At 65.5% G+C, this 14,115-nt stretch carries 10 protein-coding genes; 8 read left to right on the top strand and 2 right to left on the bottom strand.

Going from position 1 to position 14,115, the window contains the following annotated elements; translation table 11 throughout:
• Positions 1-87: 87 nt before the first annotated feature.
• Positions 88-2,505 carry a glucose/quinate/shikimate family membrane-bound PQQ-dependent dehydrogenase gene (locus tag AC58X1_RS01225; RefSeq protein WP_497428147.1) on the bottom strand — a complete coding sequence of 806 codons (2,418 nt, stop codon included), beginning with the start codon at positions 2,503-2,505 and terminating at the stop codon, positions 88-90.
• Positions 2,506-2,836: 331 nt separating this feature from the next.
• Here AC58X1_RS01225 and AC58X1_RS01230 point away from each other — a divergent pair, with 331 nt between their 5' ends.
• Together AC58X1_RS01230 and AC58X1_RS01235 are read left to right on the top strand one after the other, a co-directional pair.
• Entirely contained in the window at positions 2,837-3,736 is a 900-nt protein-coding gene (locus AC58X1_RS01230; RefSeq protein WP_497428148.1) for a LysR family transcriptional regulator, read from the top strand.
• 117 nt (positions 3,737-3,853) lie between these two features.
• On the top strand, positions 3,854-5,053 hold the full coding sequence (locus AC58X1_RS01235) for an MFS transporter (RefSeq protein WP_101318753.1): 1,200 nt from the start codon (positions 3,854-3,856) through the stop codon (positions 5,051-5,053).
• A gap of 47 nt (positions 5,054-5,100) precedes the next feature.
• On the opposite strand, the gene AC58X1_RS01240 is transcribed toward AC58X1_RS01235, so the two are convergent.
• Positions 5,101-5,961, bottom strand: a complete 861-nt coding sequence (locus AC58X1_RS01240; protein ID WP_101318755.1) for a CAP domain-containing protein — start codon at positions 5,959-5,961, stop codon at positions 5,101-5,103.
• Between the two features lie 393 nt (positions 5,962-6,354).
• On the opposite strand from AC58X1_RS01240, the gene AC58X1_RS01245 reads away from it, so the two are divergent.
• The 6 genes from AC58X1_RS01245 to AC58X1_RS01270 are packed head-to-tail and all read left to right on the top strand — an operon-like array spanning position 6,355 to position 14,100.
• Positions 6,355-7,944, top strand: coding sequence for an ABC transporter substrate-binding protein (locus AC58X1_RS01245; protein ID WP_497428754.1), 1,590 nt, complete (start codon positions 6,355-6,357; stop codon positions 7,942-7,944).
• Positions 7,941-8,930 (top strand): ABC transporter permease, encoded by a 990-nt coding sequence (locus AC58X1_RS01250; protein WP_497428149.1) that lies wholly within the window; start codon positions 7,941-7,943, stop codon positions 8,928-8,930. Before AC58X1_RS01245 ends, AC58X1_RS01250 begins: the two co-directional genes overlap by 4 nt.
• Positions 8,927-9,790: an ABC transporter permease gene (locus tag AC58X1_RS01255; protein ID WP_497428150.1), complete on the top strand. Its 864-nt coding sequence runs from the start codon at positions 8,927-8,929 to the stop codon at positions 9,788-9,790. The genes AC58X1_RS01250 and AC58X1_RS01255 overlap by 4 nt, the downstream gene beginning before the upstream one ends.
• Positions 9,787-11,499 carry a dipeptide ABC transporter ATP-binding protein gene (locus AC58X1_RS01260; protein WP_497428151.1) on the top strand — a complete coding sequence of 571 codons (1,713 nt, stop codon included), beginning with the start codon at positions 9,787-9,789 and terminating at the stop codon, positions 11,497-11,499. The genes AC58X1_RS01255 and AC58X1_RS01260 overlap by 4 nt, the downstream gene beginning before the upstream one ends.
• A gap of 10 nt (positions 11,500-11,509) precedes the next feature.
• Positions 11,510-12,721 carry an acyl-CoA dehydrogenase family protein gene (locus AC58X1_RS01265; RefSeq protein WP_101318763.1) on the top strand — a complete coding sequence of 404 codons (1,212 nt, stop codon included), beginning with the start codon at positions 11,510-11,512 and terminating at the stop codon, positions 12,719-12,721.
• Positions 12,718-14,100, top strand: coding sequence for an MFS transporter (locus AC58X1_RS01270; protein ID WP_101318765.1), 1,383 nt, complete (start codon positions 12,718-12,720; stop codon positions 14,098-14,100). The genes AC58X1_RS01265 and AC58X1_RS01270 overlap by 4 nt, the downstream gene beginning before the upstream one ends.
• Positions 14,101-14,115 lie beyond the last annotated feature (15 nt).

Consider the following 14,115-nt stretch of genomic DNA (forward strand, 5'->3'; position numbering starts at 1 on the left):
GGTGATAAATAGCGCCGCTGAAAGCATGAGGCCGCTCCTGCAAAGGGTATGCAGGAGCGGCCTCATGCCGCACGGGAGTGACGCGCGTTATGGCAAGGCGTAGGCCATTACATAATCGCCACGGTCGGTCGACTGGCGGGCACCGCCAGCGGTGACGACCACGTATTGCTTGCCGGTCTTGGGCGAGACGTAGGTCATCGGGCCACCCTGGCTACCGACGGGCAGGCGGGCTTTCCAGACCTCTTCACCGTTGCCGCTGTTGAAAGCACGCAGGTAGAAGTCCTGGGTGCCGGCGATGAACACCAGGCCGCCTTGGGTCGACAAGGTGCCACCCAGCGTCGGCAGGCCAACCTTGATCGGCAGGTGCATGCGGATGCCGAGCGGGCCGGTGTCTTCAACGGTGCCGACCGGCACTTGCCAGGCGACCTGGCGGGTCTTCATGTCGATCGCGGTCAGGGTGCCGAATGGTGGCGCCTGGCAAGGGATGCCGGCAATCGACAGGAAGCGGTTCTTGTTCACCGCGTACGGCGTGCCTTTCAGCGGTACCGCGCCCATGCCGGTGTTCAGCGCTTCGCCACCACCGGCGGCTTTGCCCTGGTTCTGCGACGGGATCATCTGGACCCACAGCCCCAGGCGCATGTCGTTGACGAAGATGAAGCCATGCACCGGATCGGTGGAGATGCTGCCCCAGTTCATGCCGCCCAGCGAGCCCGGGAAGCTCAGCGACAGGTCGGTGCCTGGCGCGGTATAGAGGCCGTCGTAGCGCATCTTCTTGAAGTCGATGCGGCACAGCAGTTGGTCATATGGGGTTGCGCCCCACATGTCCGATTCGGTCAGGGTCTGCGCGCCGATCTGCGGCATGCCGACTGACTTCGGTTGGGTCGGCGAGTACGGTTCGTTGGGGATGTTGCCTGGCTTGACCGGCACTTCGTCGACCTGGGTCAGCGGTTTGCCAGTGGCACGGTCGAGCACGTAGATCTGCCCGGCCTTGGTGCCGATCACCACCGCAGGGACGGTCTGGCCGTCGTCCTTGGTGAAGTCGATCAGGCTCGGCTGCATCGGCAGGTCGAAGTCCCACAGGTCGTTGTGGACGGTCTGGTAGACCCACTTCTCGTTACCGGTGGTAGCGTCCAGCGCCAGTACCGATGCGCCGTAGGTGTGGTCGAGCTTGCTGCGTTCTACACCATAGATGTCGGTGGACGACGAACCCATCGGCAGGAACACGGTGTTCATTGCCGGGTCGTAGGACATCGGCGCCCAGCTGTTCGGCGTGCTGCGCACGTAGGTGCTGCCGTCAGTCGGGGCGTTACGGTCTTCAGGGTTGCCTGGGTCGAAGGCCCAGCGCATTTGCCCGGTGATCACGTCAAAACCACGGATCACGCCACCTGGCATGTCGGTCTGGACGTTGTCGGCAACACGCCCGCCAACCACCACGGTGGTGCCGGCCATCAGCGGTGCCGAGGACAGCTGATAGTACGAATCCGGGACATCACCCAGGCCCGCCATCAGGTTGACCTGGCCGTTGTTGCCAAAGCCTTGGCAGAACTCGCCGGTATCCGCGTCGACTGCAATCAAGCGACCGTCGATGGTGTTGGTCAGCAGGCGGCGCTGGCAGTTGGCGCCAGGGGCAACCGTGGCTGCAACGACCGGCGAGCTGTTCGGCTGGGAGGGCTGGGCCAGCGGCGCGCTAGCGTCGAAGTAGGCCATGCCACGGCAACGCTGCCAGACTTTCGACTGGGCGTTGATGGTGTTTTTCCACAGCTCCTTGCCGGTGTCGGCGTCGAGTGCGATCAGGTTGTTGTGCGGGGTGCAGATGAACACCTTGTTGCCGACCTGCAATGGGGTCAGCTGGTCTTCGGCACCGTTGCCGTCGCTGAGGGCGACATCACCGGTGTGGTAGGTCCAGGCGACCTGCAGCTTGTCGACGTTGCCACGGTTGATCTGGTCGAGGGCGGCGAAGCGGCTGCCACCTTCGGTATTGCCGTAGTGAGCCCAGTCTTTCTGCGCTTGCGCAGGTTCGACGGCGGTCAACCCCGGACCTTTGCCAGTTGGGGCAACGCTTGGGTGGGCGACGAACATGTTGCCGGCCGCGACCACGACTGCTACCGCTATGACGCCAGCGACGGCGTAGGCGCCGCGGCCAGTGGCGGTGCCGTTGGCGCGGGCCAGCAGCGGGTACACCAGCGCGACTACGGTGCCGATCACGGCAAACATGAACAGGCGCGAGAACAGCGGCCAGAACACCAGGCCGGTGTCGAGCACTGCCCACAGCGCGGTGCCGAGCAGGAACGCGGCATACAGCCAGGCGCCGGCGACCTTGCGGCGGGCGATGAGGATACCGGCGATGGCCATGGCCAGGCCGCCGATCAGGAAGTACCAGGAGCCGCCCAGACCGGCCAGCTTGATGCCGCCGGCAGCCAGCAGCAGGCCGAGCAGGGCGATGATCACGCCCAGGCCAACCAGAATGATTTTCGAGGCGCCTGAGGCGCGCGGTGAGTCGTTCATGCCAAGGATCTCGCAGGTGGAATACGCGGAGTTTAAGCCCTTAGCAAGCTAATTAACAAGTTGGTACATTTGCCCTTGAGGCCTATTGTCGCAGGGCTGAGCTTGCCAAGATGCCTCGAAAAGCTTAGATCAAGTCGCCAACTTCAGCTTAAAAACGGCCAAATCAATAATGTGAAAATTTCGCGAAAAAGCTTGATCTGGCTTTGTCGAGGTAGATTTTTGCGTCTGCCCGCTGCGGTCAAGCTGGCGGACTGGTCAGGTAAGGCTGGCCGTGATTGCACCCAGGCTCCATTTGGAGCAAGGTTGGCCGATTTGGCGGACATCAACTGCGATGGACAAGCTGCTGGCAATCAAGGCCTTCATGGCAACCGTCGACGCGCGCGGCTTTTCGGCTGCAGCGCGTAACCTTGGGGTCGCCACCTCTTCAGTGACGCGCCTGGTCGATGCCCTGGAGGCTGAACTGGGCGCCGCCTTGCTCAACCGCTCCACCCGGCAAGTCAGCCTGACCGAGGCGGGCGCCAGTTACTACCAGCGCTGCCGCGAGGTGCTCGAGGCATTGGCCGAGGCCGATGCCAATGTCGGCGACCGTGGCGAGGAGCCCGTCGGGGTGCTGCGTTTGTGCCTGCCCGTCGAGTTCGGCCGGCGGGTGATAGCGCCGCATCTGGGGCGCTTTCTCGCCGCGCATCCGGGGCTTGAGCTGGACATCGACCTGAGTGATCGCTTCGATGACCTGCTCGAGGGCCGCTACGATGTGAGTATTCGCCTGGGCGAGGCCGCGCCCAGCGACGAACTGATCTGCCGTCCGCTCGGACGCTTTCAGCGCTGGCTGGTGGCAAGCCCCGCGTACCTCGCCGGGCACGCGCCGCTGGAGCATCCACGAGGACTCAATGAACACGCCTGCCTGCGTTTTCGCTATGGGCAGTCCGCACGGCCGTGGCGCCTGTCACGTGACGAGCAGACGCTGGAGCTGGATATCAGCGGGCCGCTGCGCAGCAGTAACGCCGATGTGCTGCGCGAAGCTGCACTGAGTGGCGCCGGCATTGCCTTGCTGGCCGACTGGCTGGTGCGCGAAGACGTCGCCGCCGGGCGTTTGCTGCGGCTGTTGCCTGATTGGCAGATCAGCCCCGGCTCCGCCAGCAACGCGATCAATGCCCTGTACCTGCCCAACCACCGCGGCTCACGCCGGGTACAGGCGTTTGTCGGCTTTTGCGAGGCACTGCTGGGCGAGTGAGGGCAGGGCGTTGCGCTACGCGCAAAGACCCCTTGCGCAGCCGCTGGATTCTCTTGAAATGCACCGCTGGGTAACGTGCACAGCATCTTCCCTGATCATCCACCGAGGCACCTGCACATGAGCCCATCCATCGCTGCCAGCCAGCCCTCCACCGCAGGCCTGAGTCGGGCCCTGGTAACCCTGTTGGCGTTTTGCTGTGGCGCGATCGTCGCCAATATCTACTACGCCCAGCCGATTGTCGGCCTGATTGCGCCAGACCTTGGCCTGTCAGCCGAGCACGCCAGCCTGATCGTGTCGCTGACCCAGCTCGGCTACGCGCTCGGTCTGCTGTTACTGGTGCCTCTGGCAGACCTGGTGGAAAACCGCCGGCTGATGGTTGCTACCGCAGTGCTGGCTTGCATCAGCCTCGTCCTGGCGGGCACCAGCAGCAATGGCCAGGGTGGCTTGTTTCTTGGCTATGCCTTGTTGATCGGCTTCAGCTCGGTGTCGGTGCAGATGCTCATTCCTCTGGCAGCGCACCTTGCCCCTGAGCAACAGCGTGGGCGCGTGGTCGGCAATATCATGGGTGGCCTGTTGCTGGGGATACTGCTGGCACGGCCACTGGCGAGCGTGGTTGCTGACCACTTCGGCTGGCGCACAGTTTTTGTCGGCGCCGCCGGGATCATGCTGGCGATCATCCTGTTGCTGGCGCTGACCTTGCCGCGGCGGGTGCCTGAGCACAAAGCCAGCTATGCGCAACTGATGGCCTCTTTGGCAGGGCTGTTGCGCCGCTACCCGGTACTGCGTCAGCGCTCGCTGTATCAGGCGTTGATGTTCGCCGCGTTCAGCCTGTACTGGACGGCGGTGCCGATGGCATTGAGCGGGGAGCATGGCCTGTCGCAGAGCCAGATCGCGTTGTTTGCCCTGGTCGGAGCAGTCGGCGCGATCGCTGCGCCATTGGCCGGGCGGCTGGCCGATGCCGGGTATGCCCGCCGCGGGTCTCTGCTGGCGCTGGTTCTGGCGCCGCTGGCGCTGTTGCTGGGCCTGAGCGCCCCAGGGTTCACCGTGATCGGCCTGGCGCTGAGCGGAGTACTGCTGGATTTCGCCGTACAGATGAACATGGTGATTGGTCAGCGCGAAGTGTATGCGCTGGACCCTGCCAGCCGCGGCCGATTGAATGCGCTGTACATGACCAGCATCTTCGTCGGCGGCGCAGCGGGCTCGGCACTGGCCAGCCCACTGTATGAGCAGCTCGGCTGGCATGGCGTAGCGCTGGTGGGCGCCACATTGCCACTGCTGGCGCTGGGCATATTCGTGCTGCGTAGCCGGCGCGGTTGAAGGCGCCGATTCAATGACTGCAGAGCGAGCGGACTCAGCTCAGGCGATCATTGCGGCGCACCAAACAAGCCGGTCCAGTAGATCCCGGCATCGCTCTTGGGGTCCACGGCGTAGGCCGCGCCCAGTTCGCTGAAATCCGGGTTCATCAGGGTTGCGCAATGGCCTGGGCTGGCCAGCCAGCCATCGATGACCTTGCGCGGAGTGTCCAGCCCGGCCGCGATGTTTTCGCCGACCAGCCGATAGGAGTAGCCGGCCAGTTCGGCGCGGTCACCCGGAGTGCGGCCATCACGGTCGATGTGATCGAAGAAGTTCTGATTGGCCATCGCCCGGGTATGGTCGGCAGCAACGCCGGCCAAGGTGGCGTTCCAGCTGAGCGGCGCGGCGGCGGCGAACGGCTGGCCACCGCATTGGCGGGGCAGCTGGCGCGCTGCATTGATCTCCTGCAGCAGCTTCTGGCCTTCGGCCTGCCAGTCACCGAGGCGACCACTGAGCAGCGGCCGAGCCAGCACGATGCGCCAGTCGCGGCCTTCCTGGCTGACGCCTATATCGACGAACTGCGGGTCGAGCACCACCTGGCAGAAGCTTTCGGCGATGGCCTTCATCGCCGCCGGCGCATCGCGCGGCCCGGACAGGCTGATCGCCTGCACGTTGACCATCGGGTAAGCCGCGCGGGACATTGCCTGCTGCAGGTCGCGGGTGCCTTCCGGCGACAGCGCCAGGCGGGTATCGCTGCTCAACGGCGGCAGCTCCAGCGAACCTTCGCCGGCGCAGCTCTGCGGCTGGCTGCGGTAGGCGTTGATCGACGCGATCAGTTGCCCTTCCTCGCTGGTGAACGCCTGGGCGCCACAAGACACACCCAGGCCCAGCGTCAGCACGGTAAGACAGGCAACGGATGACAGGACGCGCATGTGTATCTCCCTATCTGGCAGCGCGAGACTCGGCGCTGCTCATCCTACACAAGCATCTGGCTTTTGGCCCTGCGTCGTGCGGTGCAATTGAACGGCCGATTGTCGAACATTATCGGCAAAAGAGGGAGTAGACCTTTCTTGCTGAAAAAAGTGCGGTACTTGCTGGGAATTATTTGCATTCTCAGCAGAGCGCTGGCCGTTACTGTCCGCAGGCCAACAGCAGTGCAACAGTTTGCCCGTCGCCATTCACTGCCAATAAGGTCAAACCCAGCAAAATCAGGGAGTTGAAACCAGGCACAAGTCCTGCAATAGGCCTTGCACACCCCTTGGGCCCGTGCAGGAGCATCCTTGAATAACTCCATCCTCCCCCTGACCTTGCTCAGTGCAGCATTGATGCTGGTCGGCTGCGAACGCACCGAGCAGGTCAACGCCCATGGCGATCAGCCGGTCCACGGCGGCACACTGGTGTACGCCACCGACCGCGAACCAACCTGCCTTGACCCGCACGTCGCCGGGGACATGCCGCAGGTATTCGTTGCTCAGCAATACCTCGACTCGCTGGTGTCGATGGACAGCCAAGGGCGCATCGGCCCGTGGCTGGCCACGCACTGGCAGGTCGCCGCGGATGGCCTCAGCTACACCTTCCAGCTACGCCGCGATGTGCGCTTTACCGATGGCACGCCGTTCAATGCCGAGTCGGTCAAGGCCAACCTCGATCACATGGCCAACCCCAAGACCCAGTCGAGTACCGCCGGTGGCTATATCCGCCAGTATCGTGGCACCGATGTGATCGACGAGTACACCGCTGTGGTCCACCTGGCAACGCCCTATGCAGCGTTTCTCGAAGTGCTGGCGCAGGGCTTTCTCGGTATTCAGTCGCCTACCGCGCTCAAGCGCAGCCGTGACGTCAACTGCGAAAGCCCGGTCGGCAGCGGGCCGTTCAAGGTGGCCCGCTGGGACCGGCAGAACCAGGTCGAGCTGGTGCGCAACCCGGACTACAACTGGGCGCCGCCAACCGCCCAGCACCAAGGCCCGGCTTACCTGGAACGGATCGTGTGGAAGTTCATCCAGGAGCCGTCGGTACGCTTTGCCTCGCTGCAGGCAGGCGAAGTCGATGTGATCGAAACCCTGCCGCCCGAATCCCACGAGGCCGCACGGCGCAACCCGGATGTCGAGCTGATCGTCGCCCAACGCCCGGGTAACCCCACCAACGGCACTTTCAACCTGCGTCGCGCCCCGTTCGATGACATCCGCGTGCGCGAAGCCTTTGTGCGCAGCGCCGATATCGAGGGCGCGCTGAAGAGCGTTTATTTCGGTGAATTCCCCCGCGCCGGCGGCCCGCTGAGCATGGCCACGCCGTTTTACAGTGCCGATTTCGAGCACAGCCAGGACTACCAGCCGGCCCGCGCCGGCAAACTGCTCGATGACGCTGGCTGGACCAGCCGCGATGCCGAGGGCTACCGCAGCAAAGACGGCAAGCGCCTGCGCGCAACGGTGTTGATCGGAGCACGCACACCGCCGTCGGAGCTGACCTTGTGGGAGCAGGTCCAGGCCACCACCCGCGAGGCCGGGATAGAGCTGGTGCTGGAGCAGATGAGCGATGTGCAGGTCACGGCCCGGCAGGCCGCCTGGGACTACGACATCCGCATTGGTTACTGGAACACCAACACCCCGGACGTGCTGCGGATCATCTTCAGCTCGGCCTTCGTCCAGCCGGCCGGGGTCGGTGGCTACCACCAGAATTCCTCAGGCTACGCCGATCCCGGCTTCGACAGCCTGCTTGATCAGGCCCTGGCCACGCAGCAGCCGGAGCAGCGCCGCGCGCTGTATCAGCAGGCCCAGGCGCAAGCCGCCGGGCAATACCTGCAGCTCACCACCTATCCGCAAAGCACCCGCCTGGGCATCTACAAGACCGCCCGAGGCGTGCGCCTGGAGCCGTCGTTGGCGGTCACTTACCTGTATGACGCCTGGGTGATCAAATGAGCAGTGCAACTGAACTGGCAATAGCCGACCCGCGCCGCGAGCGCCTGGCCGCACTCGGCCGCCGCGCCGTAATCCGCCTCGGTGGCGGTTTGCTGGTGCTGTGGGCCGTGGCGACGCTTACGTTTTTTGCCTTGCGTCTGATGCCGGGCGATCCGGTGCTGGCGATTCTCGGTGGTCCCAGCGGCAACCCCAGTCCGGAAACCATCGAAGCCACGCGCATCGAGTTCGGTCTGGATAAACCGCTGGCCGTGCAATACCTGCTGTACCTGGGCCGCCTGCTGCAAGGCGACCTTGGCCTGTCCTACTCGCAGCACCTGCCGGTGACGCGGGTGCTGGCCGAGCAGGGCGGTGCGACGCTTGAGCTGACCATCGCCGCGTTGTTGTTGGCCTGGGTGCTGGTGTTGATGCTGACGGTGATCACCGCCGGGCGCGGTCGTCTGATCGGCGGGCTGGCCTCGCTGGCGGAAACCCTCAGCGCCGCCTTGCCGCACTTCTGGCTTGGCGTGGTGCTGCTGGCGGTATTTGCCTTTGGCCTGCGCTGGTTCCCGCCGGCGGGCAGCGACAGCCTGGCCAGTTTGGTATTGCCGGCATTTTCTCTGGCCATTCCGCTGGCGGGTTTCATTGCCCAGGTGACCCGCGAGTCGCTCGAGCTGACCCTGGAACAACCGTTCATTCTCACCGCCCGCAGCCGTGGCTTGAGTGACCTGGCCGTGCGCTTCCGGCATGCCTTGCGCCACGCCTTGTTGCCCGGGGTTTCACTGTCGGGTTGGGCCATTGGCGCGCTTATCAGCGGCGCGGTGGTGTGCGAAGTGATCTTTTCCCGCAAGGGCATCGGCCGCCAGCTGTATCAGGCGGTGCAGGCCCAGGACATGCCGCTGGTGATCGGCATCAGCCTGGTAGTTGCCGCGGGCTATGTGCTGGCCAACATTCTGGTGGACCTGCTCTACCAGTGGATCGACCCCCGCCAACAGGAGGCCACGCCATGAGCGACCTGATACTTGAGCGTGTGCAGGCGCCGCTGCGCCGTCAGCGCCGGATCAACCTGCCGCCAGTCGGCGCAAGCCTGGCCCTGCTGTTTCTGGCCGCGTTACTGCTGGCTGCGCTGTTTCCCCAGCTATTTACCCACGTCGACCCACTGGCAATCGTGCCGCGCGATGCGTTCCAGGCGCCGAGCTGGGCGCACTGGCTGGGCACTGATCAATCCGGACGCGACATCTTTGCGCGGATCATTCACGGCGCCCGCCAGAGCCTGCTGATCGGCGTCGCCGCCACGGCGTTGTCGATGACCATCGCAATCAGCCTGGGCCTGTTTGGCGGCCTCGGTGGTGCGCGGGTCGACCGCGCTGTCGGCTGGCTGCTGGAGGTGCTGTTTGCCTTCCCCAGCTTGATCCTGGCGTTGCTGTTCGTGGCGGTGTTCGGCAGCGGCGTCGGCACGCTGATCGTTGCCACCGGCCTGGGAGGGGCGCCCGGTTACGCGCGCATGGTGCGCGGCCAGGTGCTGGCGGTGCGCAATGCCGGCTACATCGAAGCGGCGCGCGCGCTCGGCCATCCCACCTCGCGGATTGTGCTGCGCCAACTGCTGCCCAACGCCATGCGCCCACTGGTGGTGACCATGACCATGGGCGTCGGCCAGGCCATTGTCTGGGCCTCGGCGCTGAGTTTTCTAGGCCTAGGCGCCCGGCCGCCGGCACCGGAGTGGGGGACCATGCTGTCGATGGGCCGCGACTTCATCGCCAGCGCCTGGTGGCTGACGTTCTTCCCTGGGCTGTTCATCGTTCTTACCACCCTGGCCACGACGGTCACGGGGCGCTTCATTCAACAACGCCTGGAGGGCCGCCAAGCATGAGTGACAAGACCTTGATCGTCGACGGCCTGACGGTGTCGTTCGCCGGCCAGAGTGTGGTCCGCGACCTGAGCTTTACCCTGGCGCCCGGGCGTTGCGTGGCCTTGGTCGGCGAGTCCGGCTCGGGCAAGAGCGTCAGCGCCCGGAGCCTGGTCGGCCTGACTGGCACGGGCGCCGAGGTGTCGGCGCGTCAATTGCGCTTTGCCGACCACGACCTGCTTGATCTTAGCGAGCGTCAGTGGCGGCAGGTGCGCGGCAAAGACATCGGCTTTGTCTTGCAGGATGCGCTGGTCTCGCTCGACCCGTTGCGACCGGTCGGCAAAGAGATCCTTGAAGTGTTGCAGACCCATGGCTACGGCGACCGCCAGCAGCGTGCGGCGCGGGTGCATGAACTGCTTGAGCTGGTCGGCGTGCCGGACCCTGCACTACGCGCCCGCCAGCGCCCCGGACAGCTGTCGGGAGGCTTGCGTCAGCGCGCCCTGATCGCCAGCGCGCTGGCCATGCAGCCGGCGCTGGTGATCGCCGACGAGCCAACCACCGCGCTGGATGCCACGGTGCAGGCGCAGATTCTGCAGGTGTTTCAGCAGATCAAGGCGCGCGGTGCGTCGCTGCTGATCATCAGTCACGATCTGGCCGTGGTTGCCCAGTTGGCTGACGAGGTGCTGGTGCTGCGCCATGGCGAAGTGGTCGAGCAGGGGCCGATGCAGCAGGTGCTGCGCGAGCCTCGACATGCCTACACCAAGGCGTTGCTGGCGGCGGTGCCAGCCGAGCATCCGCGGGGCACCCGGCTGTCGCCGCAACACGTGGCCAGCACGCCCAGGCTGGTCAACCGTGGCCTGGGCGAGGTCCTGCTCGAAGGCCGTGACCTGGGCAAGCGCTACACCGGCCCGGACGGGCTGGCGCGGCAAGTGGTGCAGGGTGTCAGCTTCACCCTGCACGCCGGCCGCACGCTAGGCATCGTTGGTGAGTCCGGCTCGGGCAAAACCACCGTGGCGCGCCTGGCGCTGGGCCTGCTGACGCCAGACCAGGGCCAGGTGCTCTATCGCGGCAAACCCTGGAACCTGCCCGACGATGCCATCGCCGAGGCCAGCCGGCGGCCGCTGCGCCGCGAAATCAGCGTGATCTATCAAGACCCGCTCGGTTCGTTCGACCCGCGCTGGACGGTTGCGCAGATTTTGGATGATGCCTTGCAGGTCGCCGGCGTCGAGGCGCCAGCACGGCCGGCGCGGATTGCCGTGCTGCTCAATCAGGTGCGCCTTGCCGCGGACCTGGCCCAGCGCCGTCCTTTGCAGCTGTCGGGCGGCCAGCGTCAGCGCGTGGCGATCGCCCGCGCCATCGCAAGCGAGCCGAAGCTGATCATCTGCGACGAGCCGGTGTCGGCGCTGGACGTCTCGGTACAGGCGCAGGTGCTGGATCTGCTCGCTGATCTGCAGGACGAACTGGGCCTGGCCTACCTGTTTATCTCCCACGACCTGGGGGTGATCCGCCATGTCAGCGACGACGTGCTGGTGATGCGTCACGGCCAGGTCGTCGAGCATGCACCGGTCGAGCAGCTGTTCCGGCAGCCGGCCCATAAATACACCCAGCGTCTGCTTGGCTCAGTACCGCGCCTGCCCGGCGCGGGCACTGAATTGGTCGTACCGCCGCTCGACCTCGAGCATGAGGCCTTCGACCTGTTCGACGAAGCAAGACTGTGGAAAATTGCCATCTAAGGACTGCCCCATGACTACCTTTCAACGTTTGCCTGCCCAAGCCCCAGCCAATACCGTCGCCGCGCTGAAGGCCCGTGTCAGCGCCTTGCTGCCGGCGATTGCCGCCGGCGCTGCCGAGCGTGAGCGCGAACGCCGGCTACCCTATGCGGCCATCGCCGAGCTGGCCGCAGCCGGCCTGTACACCGTGCGTATCCCGCAGCAGTACGGCGGCCCTGGTGGCAGCGTCAGTGATGTGATCGAGTTGCTACTGCAGGTGGCTGCCGCCGACTCCAACGTCGCCCAGGCGCTGCGCCCGGGCTTCGCCTTTGTCGAAGGCCTGCTTGCGGCCAGCGCCGAGGGTGCCGAACAGGAGCGCGTGCGCTGGTTTGCCGTGTACCTGCAAGGTGCGGTGATCGGCAATGCCGGCTGGGAGCTGGGCGGTGCCAATGGCGCCATTGCCGCGCGTTTGGTGCGCGAGGGCGATCACTTCCGCGCCAACGGCAGCAAGTTCTATAGCACCGGGGCGCTGTTTGCCGACTACGTCAGCGCGGTGGCGTTGGACGAGGACGAGCAGCCGGTGTCGTTCATCCTGCCGCGTGACCGCGAAGGACTGGAGCTGGTCGACGACTTCGATGCCATGGGCCAGCGCCTGACCGCCAGCGGCACCACCCACCTGCACAACGTGCGGGTCGAGGCCAGCGACATCCGCACGCGCACCGTGGAGGAGGGCAAACGCACCATCGTCACGCCGTTCCTGCAGCTGTTTCTCGGCACCGTGCTGGCTGGTATCGCCCGCAATGCCCTGAACGACGCGGGCCAGTTTGCCCGTGAGCATGCACGGCCCATCAAGCACAGCAGCGCCAGCCAGTCGGTCGATGACCCGTACGTGCAATTGTCGGTGGGCGATATTGCCGCCAGGGCTTTCGGTGCCGAGGCACTGGTGCTCAAGGCCGCCGCCAGTATCGATCGCGCCTGGGCCGCGCAGCTGGATGAAAGTGCCGTCGAGCAGGCTGCACTGGAAGTCGCCCAAGCGCAGTACCTGGCAGCCGAATTGGCGCTGAAAGCCGGCGAAACCCTGTTCGATGTCGGCGGTGCCTCGACCACTGGCCGTCAGCACAACCTCGACCGGCACTGGCGCAATGCGCGCACGGTGGCCAACCACAACCCGCGCCACTGGAAGGCGGCGGTAGTCGGCGCCTGGCAGCTCAAGGGCACCCGGCCACCCGTCTCGGGGCTGTTTTGACGGCTCAGCCGGCGGCTTTGGTCGGCCATCTGCAAAGCCCCAAGGTGCCGGTGATCATCGGCGCTGCGCTGTTCATGGAACTGCTCGACAGCACGGCGGTGATGACCGCGCTGCCGAGCATGGCCGCCGATTTTGGCGAGCCGGGGCTGCGTATGAACCTGGTGGTCTCGCTGTACATGCTGGCCCTGGCGCTGTGCGTGCCGATCAGCGGCTGGGCGGCCGAGCGTTTTCGCCCACGGCAGGTAATGCTGCTGGCGATGGGCTTGTTTACCGGCGCCTCGCTTACCTGTGCGCTGGCTGACACGCTCTGGCAACTGTGCCTCGGGCGCATGCTGCAAGGTGCTGCCGCAGCGCTGATGACGCCGGTGGGGCAGGTGATCATCCTGCGCTGGTCGAGCCGCGATCAGTTGCTGCAGTCGATGTCGTGGCTGGCGTTGCCGGCCTTGGTCGGGCCGTTGCTGGGGCCGCTGCTGGGCGGTTTGTTGGTGACGGTGCTGTCGTGGCACTGGATCTTTCTGGTCAACCTGCCGATCTGCCTGCTTGGCTGCTGGTTGATTCTCAAACATGTGCCGGACTTCCCGGCGCGCAGTGTACCGCCACTGGACTATCGCGGCCTGCTGCTCAGCGGCGGCGCGTTGGCGCTGCTGGTGGCTGGCCTGGAGTCGCTAGGCCTTGGCCAGCTGCCGCGGCCATGGGCCCTCGCGCTGATCGCCGCCGGCGGGCTGTTTGCCCTCGGCTATTGGCTGCATGCCCGCCGCCATGCCAGCCCACTGGTCGACTTGAGCCTGTTGCGCCTGCGCAGCTTTGGTGTTGCCCAGGCGGGCGGGGGGCTGTTCCGGCTGGGCTCGGCGGCACAGCCGTTTCTGCTGGTGCTGTTGCTGCAAAACAGCCTGGGCATGAGCCCACTGGCGGCGGGGTGGTTGATGGTCAGCGGCGGCGTCGGCGCGTTGTTGATGAAGTTGCTGGCAGTGCCGCTGGTACGCCGTTACGGCTACCGCCGGGTACTCAGCTGCAACGCACTGCTCAGCGGCGTGGGCATCGCCTTGTGCGCAGCGTTCGACCGCGATACGGCAGTGTGGTTGATGGCGGTGGTGCTGTTTGCCGCAGGCCTGGTGCGCTCGTTGCAGTTTTCCACCCTGGGTGCAGCGAGCTATCAGGATGTGCCAGGCGAACGCTCGGCGGCGGCCAGCTCGCTGTCGGCGATGTCGGTGCAGTTGACCATGGCCATGTCGGTAAGTCTGGCTGGGGTGATGCTGGGGATCCTGGCCGCGGCTGATGGCCGGGTCGAGACGTCTGTCGAAGATATCGCTGCAGTGATGCTGCTGTCGGCGCTGCTGTGTGTGCTCTCGGGTCTGGTGTTCCGGCGTTTAGCCAACTGATTGAACGGGGCCGCA

This window comes from Pseudomonas sp. PGPR N4, from assembly GCF_059693665.1.

Excerpts from the sequence above, each read along its gene's own strand:
- AC58X1_RS01235 (WP_101318753.1), top strand. The coding sequence starts at position 3,854 with ATGAGCCCATCCATCGCTGCCAGCCAGCCCTCCACCGCAGGCCTGAGT.
- AC58X1_RS01255 (WP_497428150.1), top strand. The coding sequence starts at position 8,927 with ATGAGCGACCTGATACTTGAGCGTGTGCAGGCGCCGCTGCGCCGTCAG.
- AC58X1_RS01265 (WP_101318763.1), top strand. The coding sequence starts at position 11,510 with ATGACTACCTTTCAACGTTTGCCTGCCCAAGCCCCAGCCAATACCGTC.
- AC58X1_RS01245 (WP_497428754.1), top strand. The coding sequence starts at position 6,355 with ATGCTGGTCGGCTGCGAACGCACCGAGCAGGTCAACGCCCATGGCGAT.
- AC58X1_RS01260 (WP_497428151.1), top strand. The coding sequence starts at position 9,787 with ATGAGTGACAAGACCTTGATCGTCGACGGCCTGACGGTGTCGTTCGCC.
- AC58X1_RS01250 (WP_497428149.1), top strand. The coding sequence starts at position 7,941 with ATGAGCAGTGCAACTGAACTGGCAATAGCCGACCCGCGCCGCGAGCGC.
- AC58X1_RS01240 (WP_101318755.1), bottom strand. The coding sequence starts at position 5,961 with ATGCGCGTCCTGTCATCCGTTGCCTGTCTTACCGTGCTGACGCTGGGC.
- AC58X1_RS01230 (WP_497428148.1), top strand. The coding sequence starts at position 2,837 with ATGGACAAGCTGCTGGCAATCAAGGCCTTCATGGCAACCGTCGACGCG.
- AC58X1_RS01225 (WP_497428147.1), bottom strand. The coding sequence starts at position 2,505 with ATGAACGACTCACCGCGCGCCTCAGGCGCCTCGAAAATCATTCTGGTT.